Annotated in this window: 15 protein-coding genes and 2 tRNA genes; 9 read left to right on the top strand and 8 right to left on the bottom strand. The window is 66.2% G+C overall.

Annotated elements, in window-relative coordinates; all coding sequences use genetic code 11:
* The first annotated feature begins 124 nt into the window (after positions 1 to 124).
* From ACQ1W9_RS09025 to ACQ1W9_RS09010, 4 genes are all read left to right on the top strand, one after another.
* On the top strand, positions 125 to 1,168 hold the full coding sequence (locus ACQ1W9_RS09025; RefSeq protein ID WP_431026266.1) for a methionine ABC transporter ATP-binding protein: 1,044 nt from the start codon (positions 125 to 127) through the stop codon (positions 1,166 to 1,168).
* Positions 1,149 to 1,802, top strand: a complete 654-nt coding sequence (locus tag ACQ1W9_RS09020; RefSeq protein ID WP_346062251.1) for a methionine ABC transporter permease — start codon at positions 1,149 to 1,151, stop codon at positions 1,800 to 1,802. Before ACQ1W9_RS09025 ends, ACQ1W9_RS09020 begins: the two co-directional genes overlap by 20 nt.
* A 49-nt stretch (positions 1,803 to 1,851) precedes the next feature.
* On the top strand, positions 1,852 to 2,673 hold the full coding sequence (locus tag ACQ1W9_RS09015; protein ID WP_431026265.1) for a MetQ/NlpA family ABC transporter substrate-binding protein: 822 nt from the start codon (positions 1,852 to 1,854) through the stop codon (positions 2,671 to 2,673).
* A gap of 68 nt (positions 2,674 to 2,741) precedes the next feature.
* Positions 2,742 to 3,218 (top strand): GAF domain-containing protein, encoded by a 477-nt coding sequence (locus tag ACQ1W9_RS09010; RefSeq protein ID WP_431026264.1) that lies wholly within the window; start codon positions 2,742 to 2,744, stop codon positions 3,216 to 3,218.
* Between the two features lie 126 nt (positions 3,219 to 3,344).
* Here ACQ1W9_RS09010 and ACQ1W9_RS09005 read toward each other — a convergent pair whose 3' ends face one another.
* The 3 genes from ACQ1W9_RS09005 to ACQ1W9_RS08995 all read right to left on the bottom strand — a co-directional run bounded on the left by ACQ1W9_RS09005 (position 3,345) and on the right by ACQ1W9_RS08995 (position 4,752).
* The gene (locus ACQ1W9_RS09005; RefSeq protein WP_431026263.1) at positions 3,345 to 4,283 is read right to left on the bottom strand and encodes a GGDEF domain-containing protein; all 939 of its coding nucleotides are present in this window, start codon (positions 4,281 to 4,283) and stop codon (positions 3,345 to 3,347) included.
* A 298-nt stretch (positions 4,284 to 4,581) separates the two neighbouring features.
* Positions 4,582 to 4,658: transfer RNA gene (locus ACQ1W9_RS09000), tRNA-Val, on the bottom strand.
* A 17-nt stretch (positions 4,659 to 4,675) separates the two neighbouring features.
* Positions 4,676 to 4,752: transfer RNA gene (locus ACQ1W9_RS08995), tRNA-Val, on the bottom strand.
* A gap of 251 nt (positions 4,753 to 5,003) precedes the next feature.
* On the opposite strand from ACQ1W9_RS08995, the gene ACQ1W9_RS08990 reads away from it, so the two are divergent.
* Entirely contained in the window at positions 5,004 to 5,810 is an 807-nt protein-coding gene (locus ACQ1W9_RS08990) for a DeoR/GlpR family transcriptional regulator (RefSeq protein WP_431026262.1), read from the top strand.
* Positions 5,811 to 5,818: 8 nt separating this feature from the next.
* Here ACQ1W9_RS08990 and ACQ1W9_RS08985 read toward each other — a convergent pair whose 3' ends face one another.
* Positions 5,819 to 7,201 carry a class II fumarate hydratase gene (locus ACQ1W9_RS08985; protein ID WP_431026261.1) on the bottom strand — a complete coding sequence of 461 codons (1,383 nt, stop codon included), beginning with the start codon at positions 7,199 to 7,201 and terminating at the stop codon, positions 5,819 to 5,821.
* A 174-nt stretch (positions 7,202 to 7,375) separates the two neighbouring features.
* Here ACQ1W9_RS08985 and ACQ1W9_RS08980 point away from each other — a divergent pair, with 174 nt between their 5' ends.
* On the top strand, positions 7,376 to 7,915 hold the full coding sequence (locus tag ACQ1W9_RS08980) for a carboxypeptidase-like regulatory domain-containing protein (protein WP_431026260.1): 540 nt from the start codon (positions 7,376 to 7,378) through the stop codon (positions 7,913 to 7,915).
* A 105-nt stretch (positions 7,916 to 8,020) separates the two neighbouring features.
* Positions 8,021 to 8,887 (top strand): ectoine/hydroxyectoine ABC transporter substrate-binding protein EhuB, encoded by an 867-nt coding sequence (gene ehuB / locus ACQ1W9_RS08975; protein ID WP_431026259.1) that lies wholly within the window; start codon positions 8,021 to 8,023, stop codon positions 8,885 to 8,887.
* Between the two features lie 33 nt (positions 8,888 to 8,920).
* On the opposite strand, the gene hda is transcribed toward ehuB, so the two are convergent.
* Together hda and ACQ1W9_RS08965 are read right to left on the bottom strand one after the other, a co-directional pair.
* Positions 8,921 to 9,622 carry a DnaA regulatory inactivator Hda gene (gene hda / locus ACQ1W9_RS08970; RefSeq protein WP_431026258.1) on the bottom strand — a complete coding sequence of 234 codons (702 nt, stop codon included), beginning with the start codon at positions 9,620 to 9,622 and terminating at the stop codon, positions 8,921 to 8,923.
* On the bottom strand, positions 9,619 to 10,695 hold the full coding sequence (locus ACQ1W9_RS08965) for an AI-2E family transporter (protein ID WP_431026257.1): 1,077 nt from the start codon (positions 10,693 to 10,695) through the stop codon (positions 9,619 to 9,621). The genes hda and ACQ1W9_RS08965 overlap by 4 nt, the downstream gene beginning before the upstream one ends.
* A 128-nt stretch (positions 10,696 to 10,823) precedes the next feature.
* On the opposite strand from ACQ1W9_RS08965, the gene purM reads away from it, so the two are divergent.
* The gene (purM, locus tag ACQ1W9_RS08960; protein ID WP_431026256.1) at positions 10,824 to 11,906 is read left to right on the top strand and encodes a phosphoribosylformylglycinamidine cyclo-ligase; all 1,083 of its coding nucleotides are present in this window, start codon (positions 10,824 to 10,826) and stop codon (positions 11,904 to 11,906) included.
* Complete coding sequence (purN, locus tag ACQ1W9_RS08955) at positions 11,903 to 12,634, top strand: phosphoribosylglycinamide formyltransferase (protein ID WP_431026255.1); 732 nt, start codon at positions 11,903 to 11,905, stop codon at positions 12,632 to 12,634. Before purM ends, purN begins: the two co-directional genes overlap by 4 nt.
* Before the next feature lie 246 nt (positions 12,635 to 12,880).
* Here purN and dcd read toward each other — a convergent pair whose 3' ends face one another.
* Together dcd and apbC are read right to left on the bottom strand one after the other, a co-directional pair.
* Positions 12,881 to 13,447: a dCTP deaminase gene (gene dcd / locus ACQ1W9_RS08950; protein WP_346062239.1), complete on the bottom strand. Its 567-nt coding sequence runs from the start codon at positions 13,445 to 13,447 to the stop codon at positions 12,881 to 12,883.
* 81 nt (positions 13,448 to 13,528) lie between these two features.
* Positions 13,529 to 14,329, bottom strand: coding sequence for an iron-sulfur cluster carrier protein ApbC (gene apbC / locus ACQ1W9_RS08945; RefSeq protein WP_346062501.1), 801 nt, complete (start codon positions 14,327 to 14,329; stop codon positions 13,529 to 13,531).
* Between the last annotated feature and the right edge of the window lie 133 nt (positions 14,330 to 14,462).

Below are 14,462 nucleotides of genomic sequence, written 5' to 3'. Positions count from 1 at the left end.
CTCGAGGGGGTGGTAAGTGCGGCTAAAAGGGTGTGTCCAGCGTTGATGGCCACCCGCCAGGGTGGCCTTTTTTTTGCCCTGAGACTGCCCGCCCGCCCGGCGCCCCCACCAGTCCACGGGACCCATGATCAGACTCAGCAACCTCTCCAAGACCTATGGCAGCGGCGAGCGCGCCGTCCAGGCCCTGAAGGATATCGACCTGGAGGTCCCCAAGGGCACCATCTACGGGGTGATCGGCCTCTCCGGGGCCGGCAAGTCGACGCTGATTCGCTGCGTCAATCTGCTGGAACGCCCCACCACCGGTAGCGTGCGGGTCGACGACCAGGAGCTCAGCGAACTGAGCGGCGCGGCCCTCAACCAGGCCCGCCATCGGATCGGCATGATCTTCCAGCACTTCAACCTGCTCTCCTCGCGCACCGTCTACGCCAATGTGGCCCTGCCCCTGGAGCTGATGGGCGTAAGCGGCAAGGAGATCCGTGAGCGGGTATTGCCGCTGCTGGAGCTGGTTGGCCTGGCCGACAAGCGAGATCAGTACCCCTCCCAGCTCTCCGGCGGCCAGAAGCAGCGGGTGGCCATCGCCCGCGCCCTGGCCAGCCGCCCCAAGGTGCTGCTCTGCGACGAGGCCACCTCGGCCCTCGACCCCCAGACCACCGGCGCCATCCTCGACCTGCTGCAGGACATCAACCGCAAGCTGGGCCTGACCATCCTGCTGATCACCCATGAGATGGAGGTGGTCAAGCGCATCTGTCACCGGGTCGGGCTGATCTCCGGCGGCGAGCTGGTCGAGGAGGCCGAGGTGGGTGACTTCTTCACCGCCCCGCGCACCGAACTGGGCCGCCACTTCCTCAACGACTTCCTGCAACTCGAGCCGCCGGCGGCGCTGGTGGAACGCCTGGAGGCCACTCCCGGCGAGCACACCCACCCGGTGGTGCGCCTGGCCTTCGGCGGCGACGCCGTCTCCACCCCGCTGATCTCGCGACTGGCCCGGGAGTGCGGCATCGACGTCAGCATCCTCGAGGCCAAGGTGGAGTCGATTCAGGAGCGCACCCTGGGGCTGATGATCGCCGAGCTGATCGGCGGCGCCGAGGAGACTGCCCGGGCCATCGCCTATCTCGAAACCCATGACCTAGACGTGGAGGTGCTCGGCCATGTCCAGCGCGATGCTTGATCTGATTCTCAAGGCGACCCTGGACACCCTCTATATGGTGGGCGTCTCGGGAGTGATCTCGGCCCTGCTGGGGGTGCCCCTGGGAGTGCTGCTCTATGTGACCCGCCCGGGGCAAATCCTGGCCCGGCCACTGCTCAACCAGATACTGGGCATGGCCACCAATATCGGCCGCTCGGTGCCCTTTATCATCCTGATGGTGGCGATCATCCCCTTTACCCGAGTGGTCGTCGGCACCTCCATCGGCACCAATGCCGCCATCGTGCCGCTGACCGTGGCGGCGATCCCCTTCGTGGCGCGCCTGGTGGAAGGCTCGCTGAACGAGCTCTCCCCGGGCCTGGTGGAGGCCGCCCAGTCGATGGGCGCCACCCCCTACCAGATCATCACCAAGGTCCTGCTACCGGAGGCCAGGGGCGGCATCATCACCGGCCTCACCATCACCGTGGTGACCCTGGTCAGCTACTCGGCCATGGCCGGCGCCGTGGGCGGCGGCGGCCTGGGCGACCTGGGCATCCGCTATGGCTACAATCGCTTCGACCCCCTGGTGATGCTGATCACCGTGGCGATCCTGGTGGTGATGGTGCAGGGCTTCCAGAGCCTCGGCGACGCCCTGGTGCGCCGCGCCAACCACAAGTGACATTCACGCCGGCCCGCCGGCACTTCCTGGACACAAGGAGAGCTTCACCATGCAACGACCCCTGGCTACCTGGCTGCGCCCGACCCTGATCGGCGCCACCCTGTTCGGCAGCGCCCTGCTGGCCGGCTGCGGCAGCGACGACGCCGAGACCCGCAGCATCAAGGTGGGCACCATGTCCGGCCCGGAATCCGAGGTCATGGAAGTGGCGGTCAACCTGGCCAAGGAGCGCTACGACCTGGACGTGGAGATCATCGAGTTCACCGACTACGTCTCGCCGAATGCCGCCCTGGCCGACGGCAGCCTGGATGCCAACGCCTTCCAGCACGCCCCCTACCTCGACAGCATGATCGAGGACCGCGGCTACGACCTGGCCGTCGCCGGTTACACTTTCGTCTACCCGATCGGCGCCTATTCCGAGAAGCACGGCAGCATCGAGACCCTGCCGGAGGGCGCCCTGATCGCCCTGCCCAACGACCCCACCAATGGCGGCCGGGCGATGATCCTGATGCACAATAGCGGCCTGATCACCCTGGATGACCCGGAGAACCTCGAGGCCACCCCGGTCAACGTGGCGGACAACCCCCACGGCTTCGAATTCCGTGAGATCGAGGCGGCGCAGCTGCCGCGGGTCCTGCCCGACGTGGACCTGGCCTTTATCAACAACACCTTCGCCCAGCCCGCCGGCCTGCAACTGGAGGACGCCCTGCTGAGCGAGGGCCCCGAGTCCCCCTACGTCAACCTGATCGCGGTGCGTGCCGGCGACGAGGAGCGCGAGGAGATTCAACAGCTGGTCTCCGCCTACCAGAGTGACGAGGTGGCCGAGAAGGCCCTGGAGCTGTTCGACGGCGGCGCGGTGCCCGGCTGGCAGTAAGTCGTCCACCGCCAGGCACAGGGCCGACCCATCCCGGGTCGGCCCTGTGGCCTTTTAGGAGAGAGATAATGAGCAACTACGCCCTGCTGGGGCGCCAGCTGGCCGCCCTGCTCGATGATCGCGACCCCCTGACCAATGGTGCCCAGACCTGTGCCTTCCTGATGCAGGAGATCCCCGGCCTCAACTGGGTCGGCTTCTATCTGCAGCGCCGCCCCCAGACCCTGGTGCTGGGCCCCTTCCAGGGCAAGCCCGCCTGCACCCCGATCCCCTTCAGCCAGGGCGTCTGTGGCGCCGCGGCACGAAGCCGCACGACCCAGCGCATCGACGACGTCCACGCGGTGGCGGACCATATCGCCTGCGACGCCGCCTCCCGGGCCGAGCTGGTGGTACCCATTATCCATGACGGTGAGGTGTGGGGCGTCCTGGACCTGGACAGCCCCCACCGGGGGCGCTTTACCCCGGAGGACCAGGCGGGCATCGAGGCCCTGGTGGCGATCTTCCAGGCCCATAGCGACCTGGAGCGCCTTATGAATAAGCCGGGGTGATACTTCTCAAAACCAGCGGGGCCGCCTCACCGGCCATCCCGGCCCGATTCGCAGATATCACAGCCCCGCTGCAAAACCCTTGACGAAGTGCTTGGTGATACAGCCCAGCCTGGGGTTGCGTGACCATTATCCTATTTTCCCCGATCGATCGAACGCGGCATCGTCTATGTGAATCTGATCCCGACCGGCAAGCTTGGCCATATAAAGGGCTCGATCCGCGCGCGCAAAAAGGCTGATCGGAGTATCCCCAGGTTGCGCAGCCGCAACGCCGACTGAGAAGGTGTATTTGCAGTCCGACCTATCCTTGAGCGGTCGCGATTTGCGCACACCGACGAGCATTCTCTCGACGATGAGCCTTGCCTGCTCAAGGGAAGTGGCTGGAAGAGCCAGGACGAATTCCTCCCCCCCGACGCGACCAAAGCAGTCCGTGCGCCTGACGAGCCGGTGAATGCGCCTTGCGAAGTCTTTCAGGACCAGATCACCGTTGTGATGGCCAAACTGGTCGTTGATGCCCTTGAAGTGGTCGATATCGAGTACGCACAGGCAGCCGAGTGATGACGCTTCATCGGTGTCTTGCCGCTGCAGCATCTCCTCAATTCGGGCAGTCACGAACCGGCGGTTGGCAACCCCGGTCAGTTCGTCGGTGTATGAAGCCTTGATCGCCAGGTCCCGGTCCTGCCGAACCTCACGTGTACTGGCCTTCAGGTCCGTAACATCGGTGGCAATGCACAGCATCCAGCCGTCTTCCCGAACCGTCTCTGTCATCCAGAGCCAGCGGCCGTCGAAAAGATCGGTTTCGAAGGCTCTGAAGCCGACCTTTCCCCGGCGCGACTGCGTGGAGATCAGCCATTCTTCGAAGTCCGCAGCGCGAATGACGGTGCCTCGTTTGGCGCAGTGGTTTCGCCTCATCAGATCAGGCCAGAAAGGCGTCTCGTCCGGCTCGATGAAGTAGGCTGATCGAAACGCCTTGTTGGCGTATCGAAGTCTGTCAAAGCCATCATAGGCCGCGACGAGAACGGGCGCAGACTCGAACAACTGAAACAGGCTTTGGAGGACGTCGTTCATAAAACCAATGCAGCGTGTCTCACCTAAGAGAAAATTAAATCCGCCGCCATACCCACACTTGGCTTTGGTGCACACGCGTATGAGCATAGTCGAAGCTGGTGAGGGCGACTACTGATACGAGGCTGTCAGGAGCCGTCAGCACCATGGGCGTTAGACCCGCTCAATTGGTACGGCCGCCTTCTGAAAATGACCGATGATCGTGAAGGGCCGGCCCGCCTGGGCCGCCCCCTTTTTTATACGACCTTTTCTTCGCCCATACGAAAACGCCCCGTGACCGAAGTCACGGGGCGCCGGGATCTGGTAGGACCAAGCGGATTTGAACCGCTGACCTCCACGATGTCAACGTGGCGCTCTAACCAACTGAGCTATGGTCCTGAAACTGAAACGAGATTTGGTAGGACCAAGCGGATTTGAACCGCTGACCTCCACGATGTCAACGTGGCGCTCTAACCAACTGAGCTATGGTCCTACAACTCGCCGTTACCCGAGGCTTGCCCTGGCAACGGATGCGTATTCTACGCACTCGCCGATAAAATGCAAGCCCCTAGTTAAAAAATCCCTATGATCAGTCAGTTGGGAACATATTGGTGGTAGCGTCCGCCCCGGGGAAGCGCCCTAGGCAGGCCCTGGTCGCGGAAGTGATCTCCCCGGGCCACCGATGCCGCCAGGCTTGCTAATATAATGGCGCCATGCCGCCCACCGACCGACAGCGACGATGCCATGATTCAGCACAAGCGACACGACGCCATCCTGACCCTGATCAAGCGCCAGGGCTATGCCTCCATCGAGCAGCTGACCCAGGAGTTCGGGGTCACGCCCCAGACCATTCGTCGTGACCTCAACACCCTGGCCGACGAAGGCCTGGTGCGCCGGGTGCACGGCGGTGCCGGCCTCGAATCGAGCACGGTGAACACCGCCTACCAGACCCGCAAGACCCTCAACCTGGACGCCAAGCGGCGCATCGCCGCCCTGCTGGCCGGCAAGATCCCCGATCGCGCCTCGCTGTTTATCAATATCGGCACCAGTAACGAAGTGGTCGCCGAGGCCCTGCTCGACCATCAGGGCCTGGAGGTGATCACCAACAACCTCAATGTGGCGGCCATCCTCCAGCACAAGGAGGACTTCAATGTGATCATCGCCGGCGGCCAGGTGCGCTCCCGGGACGGTGGCATCATCGGCGAGGCGACCATCGACTTTATCAACCAGTTCAAGGTGGACTACGGCATCATCGGCATCAGCGGCATCGACGAGGACGGCTCCCTGCTGGAGTTCGACTACCAGGAGGTGCGGGTGGCCCAGGCGATCATCCATAACTCCCGCCAGGTCTACCTGATCGCCGACCACTCCAAGTTCCATCGCAATGCCGTGGTCCGCCAGGGCCGTATCACCCAGATCGACGCCCTCTTCACCGACCGCCGGCCGCCCCAGGCTATCTGCCAGCTGATGGCCAGCCACGATGTGGCGCTGCATATCGCCGGCGGCGAGGAAAGCGACGACATCCCACCGGCCCAGGCCAGCGAGGCCTGACCCCGAGCTCAGGCCTCGGGCAGCCCCCCATCGGCCAGCCTGGCGGGATCCAGCAGCCGCTCCAATTCCTCCCGGGAGAGCTCGGTGGCCTCCTCGGCCACCTCGAGGATCGGCCGCCCTTCGCCGTAGGCCCGCTTGGCGATGGTCGCCGCGGCGTCATAGCCGATCACCGAATTCAGGGCGGTGACCAGGATGGGGTTGCGGGCCAGGGGCTCGGCCAGGCTCGCCTCCCGCACCCTGAAGGTGGCGATGGCGCGGTCGGCCAGCAGCCGGCTGGCGTTGCTCATCAGTCGGATCCCCGACAGCAGGTTATTGGCGATCAGCGGCAGCATGACATTGAGCTGGAAGTTGCCGCTCTGCCCCGCCACGGTCACCGCACTATCCAGGCCGATCACCTGGGCGGCGGCCATGGCGGCGGCCTCGGGAATCACCGGATTGACCTTGCCCGGCATGATCGAGCTGCCGGGCTGCAGGGCCTCCAGCTCGATCTCGCCGAGTCCGGCCAGGGGCCCCGAATTCATCCAGCGCAGGTCATTGCTGATCTTCAACACCACGCAGGCGTGGCCACGCAGCTGCCCGGAGAGCTCCACCGCGGCGTCCTGGGAGGCGAGCGCGGCGAAGTGACTATCGGCGGGGCTCAGCGGCAGGCCGGTCGCCTCGGAGAGCGCCCGCGCCACCCGGGCCGCGAATTCGGGGTGGGCATTGATGCCGCTGCCCACGGCGGTGCCGCCCTGGGCCAGGCGACACAGCCGCGTCATGGCGTCCTGGAAACGTGCCTCGCTGGCCGCCACCTGGGCCGACCAGGCCCCCAGCTCCTGGCTCATGCGCACCGGCATGGCATCCATCAGGTGGGTTCGCCCGGTCTTGATCACCTCGTGCAGTTGCCCGGCCTTGGTGTCGATGCTCCCGCGCAGGTGCGCCAGGGCCGGCAACAGCTCGTCGCGGACCGCCAGGGCCGCCGAGAGATGTATCGCCGTGGGGATGACGTCGTTGCTGGACTGCCCCATATTGACATGATCATTGGGCCCCACCTCCAGGCCACCGCGGCTGGCCAGATGGGCGATCACCTCGTTGACGTTCATATTGGTGGAGGTGCCGGAGCCGGTCTGATAGACGTCCACCGGAAACTGGTCATCATGGCGGCCGGCGAGGATCGCTTCGGCCGCCTCGCGGATCGCCTCGGCCCGGGGTGCGTCGAGCAACCCCAGCTCGGCATTGACCCGGGCACAGGCGGCCTTGATGCGGGCCACCGCCTGGATAAAGGCCGGCGGCATGGCGTGACCGCTGATCGGGAAGTTGTTCACCGCCCGCTGGGTCTGGGCACCGTAAAGGGCCGAGGCCGGGACCTCGAGCTCCCCCATGCTGTCCCGCTCGATTCGCGTGGCGCTCATTCTCTCCTCCTACTTTAGTTAAAAACTATCGATCCCAGCCTAAGCGATGCCTCCCTGGCCGGCTAATCGAGGAAACTTATCGATAGCATAGTCCGCCGCCCTACCCAGGGCGGCGCCCGCCTGCAATACTCGTCCCGCACAGGGACGCCCCATCCAGCACCAGAAGGAGAGACGATGCGCCACGCCCTTGCCGTTGTCGGCCTTGGCCTGATTCTGGCCGGCTGTCAAATGCTGCCCCCCATGGACACCGATACCCGCCGTATCGAGGTGCGCGACATCACTCCCGACCCGGAACGGCCCCCGGAGCCGGGCCGAGTGCCGCGCCGGGTGGCCTTCTCCGAGGCCGAGTATCGCGCCCTGCCAACCCAGGGCACGGCCCGCCTGAGCGGCCAGCTCTTCTATGACGGCCCCGGCGGCCGCCACTATGGCCGCCATGAGACCGTCTCCATCGCCCCGGTCACCGCCTACTCGGCGGAAGCCGCCGAGCAGGCACTGGCCGGGCGGGCGGTGGAGCGCGCCGACCCCCGCGCCCAGGCCTATACCCATCGGGTGCGCACCGACGGCCAGGGGCGCTTCGAGGCGGCGCAGCTACCGCCGGGCGACTTCTATGTCTCCGGCAGCGTCGGCCTCCCCAATGGCGAGCGCAGCCCGCTGATCCTCCATCAGATACGCCTGCGCAACGGCCAGACCACCCGGGTCAACCTGCGTCGCTGAGCCAGTGGCGCAAGCCACCGCCGTCTCCTATGTTGAGGCCAGGATAGGGATTCCTCGCCCCCATGCCGCCATGGGGGCCCATAAGAGTCGCCGGGAGGATTGACCATGCGTATCACCAAGGCGCCGGGCTGGGCCCTGCCCCCCCTGCTGCTGAGCCTTGCCGCCGTCACCCAGGCCGCCACGGCCGCCGACCTGGAGGAGATCCGCGAACGCGGCAGCATTCGCATCGCGGTGGCCAACGAGGTGCCCTACGGCTACCTGGACGAGGATGGCGAGGGACGGGGCGCCGGCCCCGAGGTGGCCAGGCACCTGGTCGACGAACTGGGTATCGAGCGGATCGAGTGGGTCGCCACCGACTTCGGCGACCTGATCCCGGGGCTCAGGGAGGGACGCTTCGACATGGCTGCCGCCGAGATGGCGATCCTCCCGGAGCGCTGCGAGTCGATCCTCTACTCCGAGCCCAATACCACCTATGGTGAAGGCCTGCTGGTGGCCGCCGGCAATCCCCTGGAACTCCAGGCCTACGACGACTTCGCCGGACGCAACGACTATCGGGTGGCGGTAATGGGTGGCGCCGACCAGCGGGAGATCCTGATGGCCCTGGGGGTCGCAGAAGAGAAGATCGTTGCCATCGCCCGCAACGAGGAGGCCATCGAGGTGATCGCCGCCGGCGACGCCGACGCCTATGCCGCCACCGGCCTGACCGTGACCGCCCTGGATCAACGGAGCCAGGCGGTGGAGGCGGCACTGGATTTCGTCGACCCCCGGGTCGACGGCGAGGAGGTTCGCAGCTGGGGTGGCTTCGCCTTCGGCCCCGAGGCCGAGGCGCTACGCGACGGCGTCAACGAGGTGCTGGCTGCCTACAAGACGACCAATGCCTGGGAGCAGACCCTGACGGAACACGGCTTTACCCAGGAAGACGTGCTCAACTCCTTCAAGTATTCCACCGAACAGCTATGCCGCCGAGACTAGCCCTCAGGCCCCGCGCCGGCCTGACGAAAGGCGCTACCAGCCCAGGGCCTGCTTGACGAAGGGAATGGTCAGTTTGCGCTGCGCCGAGAGGGAGGCCCGGTCGAGGGTCTCCAAGGCCAGGCAGAGCTCGCCCAGCGCCCGAGGGCCGCGATGCAGGATATAACGCGCCACCTCGTCGGGCAGCTGCATGCCCCGCACCCGCGCCCTTAGCTTGAGCGCCTCCAGGCGCTGATCGTCATCCAGGCGCTTGACATGGAAGGTCATGCCCCAGGTCAGCCGCGAGGCCAGGTCGGGCAGGGTCACCGGCAGTTGCCGCGGCGCCGCCGGCGCCGAGATGATCAGACGCTTGCCGGCATCGCGCAGGCGATTGAAGGCATGAAAGAGCCCCTCCTCCCAGCGCTTGCGGCCCAGCACCCGGTCGAGATCGTCGATGGCCACCAGATCGAGCCGCTCGATCTCCTCGAGCATATGGGGCGGGAAGTGCCAGAGCTCCCCCAGGGGCAGGTAGAGGGCCCGGCGATCGCGGTCGCCGGCGCCGTGGCAGGCGGCCTGGAGCAGATGGCTGCGCCCCACTCCCTCGCCGCCCCACAGGAACAGGAAGGGTTCACCGGCGTCATCGAGCTGATGGCGCAACGCCTCCACCAGGGGGGCGTTGTCGCCTGGCAGGAAGTTGGCGAAGGTGGCATCGTCGCGCATGCCCACCCCCAGCGGCAGCTGCGCGGCCCCGGGTTTCATCGGCTCTCCTCGTCGCCGCACCCATGCCGGGCGGCATCATATAAGGTGCTGTTTTTATAGCGGTCGTTGACCTCCCGCAATAGTACCATGATGACCGCCGCCGCCGGCAACGCCAGCAGCACCCCGGTGAAGCCGAAGAGGTTGCCGCCGGCCAGCACGGCGAAGATCACCGCCACCGGATGCAGGCCGATGCGGTCGCCCAGCAGCTTGGGCTGGAGTACCGTGCTCTCCAGCACCTGGCCGATGCAGAACACCACCACCACGCCGGCCAGCGCCAGCCAGCTGCCGAACTGGAAGAAGGCCACGACCAAGGCCGCGGCGATACCGACGATAAAACCCAGGAAGGGCACGATGCTGGCCAGCCCGGCCAACAGGCCGATCAACAAGCCGAAGCGCAGGCCCATCAGGGTCAACCCCAGGGCATAGACCACCCCGAGACACAGCATCACCAGCAACTGGCCGCGCAGGAAGGCCGCCAGCACCTCATCACAGCGTGCGGCCAGGCGCATGATGTCCGGCTCCCACTGGCGTGGCAGCAGGTTACGGATGCTCTGCATCAAGCGCCGCCAGTCCAGCAGCAGGTAGAAGGCCACCACCGGAATCAGCGACACATAGGTGATCCAGCTGACGAAGGCCATGCCGGAGCGCCCCACCTGGCCCAGGACCTGGGCCAGGGCCCCGCCGGCCTGCTGCCAGTGCTCGGTCAGGGTCTCACGCAGGTTTTCCAGCTCGGCACTGGGATCATAGCCGGTCCAGGCCCGCACCTGGGGGCCCAGCACCGTCTGCACCCAATCGATGATCGCCGGCACCGCCTGGGTGAACTGGCGCACCTGCTGCACCAGCAAGGGGATCAGGATCAAGAGCCCCAGGGCCACCACCAGCAACAGCACCAGGAAGACCCCGCTCACCGCCAGGGGCCGCGACAGCCCCAGGCGCTCCAGGCGATTGGCCAGGGGGTCCCCCAGGTAGGCCACCACCATGGCGACGAAGAAGGGCATCAACATCGACTGCAGGGCAAACAGCAGCCACACCAGGGCGACCGCCACGACCGCCAACCACCAATACCTGGGCATTCCTCGCCTCCCTCGTTCGAAACCACATCCTTGGGCACTCTCCGGCACGCTGGGCGATGCGAGCCCCGCCGGGGAGTGCTACAATCTTGCGCCTATTGATCCGCTCAATCTACTCCACAGGACTCGTCATGACCCGCAGCCCGTCCGACTCCTCCCCTACTCGACCCACCTCGCTGAGCTACAAGGACGCCGGCGTCGATATCGATGCCGGCAATGCCCTGGTGGAGCGCATCAAGGGCGTCGCCAAGCGCACCGCCCGCCCCGAGGTGATGGGCGGCCTGGGCGGCTTCGGCGCCCTCTGCCAGCTGCCCAGTGGCTATCGCGAGCCGGTGCTGGTCTCCGGCACCGACGGCGTGGGTACCAAGCTGCGCCTGGCCATGGACCTGGGCAAGCATGACACCATCGGCATCGACCTGGTGGCCATGTGCGTCAACGACCTGGTGGTGGCCGGCGCCGAGCCGCTGCTGTTCCTCGACTACTATGCCACGGGCAAGCTCGATGTGGACATCGCCGCCGACGTGGTCAGCGGCATCGGCGAGGGGTGTCACCAGGCGGGCTGTGCCCTGGTGGGCGGCGAGACCGCCGAGATGCCGGGCATGTACGAGGGCAGCGACTATGACCTGGCCGGCTTCTGCGTCGGCGTGGTGGAGAAAGCCGAGATCCTCGACGGCAGCCGGGTCGCCGAGGGCGACGCTCTGCTGGGCCTGGCCTCTTCCGGCCCCCACTCCAACGGCTATTCGCTGATTCGCAAGATCCTCGAGGTGAGCGGCGCCGACCTCGACACCACCATCGACGGCCGCCCCCTGGCCGAGGCGCTGATGGCGCCCACCCGCATCTACGTCAAGCCACTGCTGTCGCTGATCAAGGAGAGCGGCGTGGCGGTCCACGCCCTCTCGCATATCACCGGCGGCGGCCTCACCGAGAACCTGCCGCGGGTCCTGCCCGAGAACCTCACCGCCCGGGTCGATGTCGCCAGCTGGACCCGCCCGGCGGTCTTCGAATGGCTGCGCGAACAGGGTAATGTGGCCGAGGAGGAGATGTACCGGGTGCTCAACTGCGGCATCGGCATGGTGCTGGTGGTGTCCGCCGAACAGGCCGATCAGGCCCGCGCCCATCTGCAGGCCCAGGGCGAGACCGTCTACCGCCTGGGCGAGATCGTCACCCGTGATGGCGAGGAGCCCCAGGTGCGTCTGGAGAACCTCGAGGCATGAGCGACGGCGATATCCTCAACGGTTTTACCCCGGAGGCGGCGGAGCCGCCCCGGGTAGTGGTGCTGATTTCCGGCTCCGGCAGCAACCTCCAGGCACTGATCGACGCCCAGGGCTATGACGAGCTGGGCGGCGGCAAGATCGTCGCGGTGATCTCCAACCAGCCCGACGCCTACGGCCTCAAGCGCGCCAAGGAGGCGGGCATCGAGGCGGTGGCGCTGCCCCACCGGGAGTACGACAGCCGCGAGGCCTTCGATGGCGCCCTGATCAAGGTGATCGAGCGCCACGAGCCTCACCTGGTGGTGCTGGCGGGCTTTATGCGCATCCTCACGCCGCGCTTCGTGCAGCGCTTCTACGGCCGCCTGCTCAATATCCACCCCTCGCTGCTGCCCGCCTACCAGGGGCTGGATACCCATGCCCGGGCCCTGGCGGACGGCGTCGCCGAGCACGGCTGCAGCGTGCACTTCGTCACCGAGGAGCTGGATGGCGGCCCCGTGGTGCTTCAGGCCGCGGTGGCGGTGAGCGAGGGCGACGACGAGGCCGCCCTCAAGGAGAAGGTTCACGCCCGGGAGCACCTGATCTATCCCATCGCGGTGCGCTGGTTCCTCGAGGGGCGCCTGCGCCTCGAGGCGGAAGGCCCCACCCTGGACGGCACCCCCCTGCCACCCCAGGGCCTCAGGCTCTCCCATCAGGATGCCGCCGAGGAGCTGGACGAAGCCCCCGAGCAGTAAGCTGGAAGCTGGAAGCTGGAAGCTGGAAGCTGGAAGCTGGAAGCTGGAAGCTGGAAGCTGGAAGCTGGAAGCTGGAAGCTGGAAGCTGGAAGCTGGAAGCTGGAAGCTGGAAGCTGGAAGCTGGAAAGCAGCCTAACGTGAATCGCCCCCATGGCCAGGCCATGGGGGCGATTTTTCTTCCAGCTTCAAGCTTCCAGGCGCGAAGCGCCGCTCTTCAAGCTTTCTTCTCGGCGCAGCCGGGTCGGCTCAGGTCCTGGGCAGGGTCACCCCACGCTGGCCCATATACTTGCCGCCGCGGTCCCGATAGGAAGTCTCGCAGACCTGGTCGGACTCCAGGAAGAGCATCTGGGCGACGCCCTCGTTGGCGTAGATCTTGGCCGGCAGGTTGGTGGTATTGGAGAACTCCAGGGTCACATGACCCTCCCACTCCGGCTCCAGCGGCGTCACATTGACGATGATCCCGCAGCGCGCATAGGTGGACTTGCCCAGGCAAATGGTCAGCACGCTGCGCGGAATGCGGAAGTACTCCACGGTACGGGCCAGGGCGAAGGAGTTGGGGGGGATGATGCAGACATCGCCCTTGATGTCGACGAAGCTCTTGTCATCGAAGGCCTTGGGGTCCACCACCGCCGAGTGGATATTGGTGAACACCTTGAACTCGTCGGCGCAGCGCACATCGTAGCCGTAGCTGGAGGTACCATAGGAGATGACCCGCCGGTCATCGACGTAGCGCACCTGATCGGCCTCGAAGGGTTCGATCATGCCGTGCTCGGCGGCCATGCGACGGATCCAGGAATCGGACTTGATGCTCATCGGGACATCCACTGGGTGGCAAACGAAGAAGGGCCGCTATGATAACGGCCCTGCCCGGGAATAAAAACCACGCCGTGGCGCTCAATCGCCGAAGGAGATGCTCGGCCCCGCCTCGGCCTGGGCCGCGACACTCTCGGCCACCTGGCGGGCCATGGCCCGGAAGCTGGCCGCCACCTCGCCATCCGGCTCCGCCACCACCGTGGGACGCCCGCCATCGGCCTGCTCACGAATCGACAGCGCCAGGGGCAGCTGTCCCAGCAAGCGCGTCTCGTATTGAGCCGTCAGCCGCTCGCCACCGCCCTCACCGAAGATCGGCTCGCTATGGCCGCACCGGGAACAGGTGTGCAGGCTCATGTTCTCCACGACCCCCAGCACCGGCACCTTGACCTTGCGGAACATCTCGATGCCCTTGCGGGCATCCAGCAGGGCGATGTCCTGGGGCGTGGTGACGATCACCGCGCCGGCCACCGGCACCTTCTGGGAGAGGGTCAGCTGGATATCGCCGGTGCCCGGTGGCATATCGATAAACAGATAGTCCAGGTCGTCCCAGGCGGTCTGGGTCAGCAGTTGCTGGAAGGCGCCGGCCACCATGGGACCGCGCCACACCATGGGTTCGTTGATATCCACCAGGAAGGCCATGGACATGGCCTGGATGCCGTGAGCCTCCAGCGGCCGGAAACGGTTCTCACCGGCCTGCTGGGGCCGCACGCCCTCGCCGATGCCCAGCATCCGCGCCTGGCTGGGCCCATAGATATCGGCATCCAGCAAACCCACCCGATAACCCTCGGCGGCCATCGCCAGGGCCAGGTTGGCGGTCACGGTGGACTTGCCGACGCCGCCCTTGCCGGAGGCCACGGCCACGATATGCTTTACCCCTTCGATCACGATCGACTCCATATCTCGCTATAAATGGCTACCGGCAGCCCGGTGGCCGCCAGTATAACCCCGTCCGCCCGGCCATAACCAAGTGGCGCACTCAACTTTTCACGGCACCGCTTTGCCAAGCCTCGGTGCC

Source organism: Halomonas sp. H5 (genome assembly GCF_050613175.1).
GTDB classification, from domain to species: domain Bacteria; phylum Pseudomonadota; class Gammaproteobacteria; order Pseudomonadales; family Halomonadaceae; genus Bisbaumannia; species Bisbaumannia salifodinae.
Note: the sequence above shows the minus strand (reverse complement) of the source record. Positions and strands in the feature narration are given on the sequence as shown.

Coding starts and splice junctions, on each gene's coding strand:
- ACQ1W9_RS09025 (WP_431026266.1), top strand. CDS start 125: ATGATCAGACTCAGCAACCTCTCCAAGACCTATGGCAGCGGCGAGCGC.
- ACQ1W9_RS09020 (WP_346062251.1), top strand. CDS start 1,149: ATGTCCAGCGCGATGCTTGATCTGATTCTCAAGGCGACCCTGGACACC.
- ACQ1W9_RS09015 (WP_431026265.1), top strand. CDS start 1,852: ATGCAACGACCCCTGGCTACCTGGCTGCGCCCGACCCTGATCGGCGCC.
- ACQ1W9_RS09010 (WP_431026264.1), top strand. CDS start 2,742: ATGAGCAACTACGCCCTGCTGGGGCGCCAGCTGGCCGCCCTGCTCGAT.
- ACQ1W9_RS09005 (WP_431026263.1), bottom strand. CDS start 4,283: ATGAACGACGTCCTCCAAAGCCTGTTTCAGTTGTTCGAGTCTGCGCCC.
- ACQ1W9_RS08990 (WP_431026262.1), top strand. CDS start 5,004: ATGATTCAGCACAAGCGACACGACGCCATCCTGACCCTGATCAAGCGC.
- ACQ1W9_RS08985 (WP_431026261.1), bottom strand. CDS start 7,201: ATGAGCGCCACGCGAATCGAGCGGGACAGCATGGGGGAGCTCGAGGTC.
- ACQ1W9_RS08980 (WP_431026260.1), top strand. CDS start 7,376: ATGCGCCACGCCCTTGCCGTTGTCGGCCTTGGCCTGATTCTGGCCGGC.
- ehuB (WP_431026259.1), top strand. CDS start 8,021: ATGCGTATCACCAAGGCGCCGGGCTGGGCCCTGCCCCCCCTGCTGCTG.
- hda (WP_431026258.1), bottom strand. CDS start 9,622: ATGAAACCCGGGGCCGCGCAGCTGCCGCTGGGGGTGGGCATGCGCGAC.
- ACQ1W9_RS08965 (WP_431026257.1), bottom strand. CDS start 10,695: ATGCCCAGGTATTGGTGGTTGGCGGTCGTGGCGGTCGCCCTGGTGTGG.
- purM (WP_431026256.1), top strand. CDS start 10,824: ATGACCCGCAGCCCGTCCGACTCCTCCCCTACTCGACCCACCTCGCTG.
- purN (WP_431026255.1), top strand. CDS start 11,903: ATGAGCGACGGCGATATCCTCAACGGTTTTACCCCGGAGGCGGCGGAG.
- dcd (WP_346062239.1), bottom strand. CDS start 13,447: ATGAGCATCAAGTCCGATTCCTGGATCCGTCGCATGGCCGCCGAGCAC.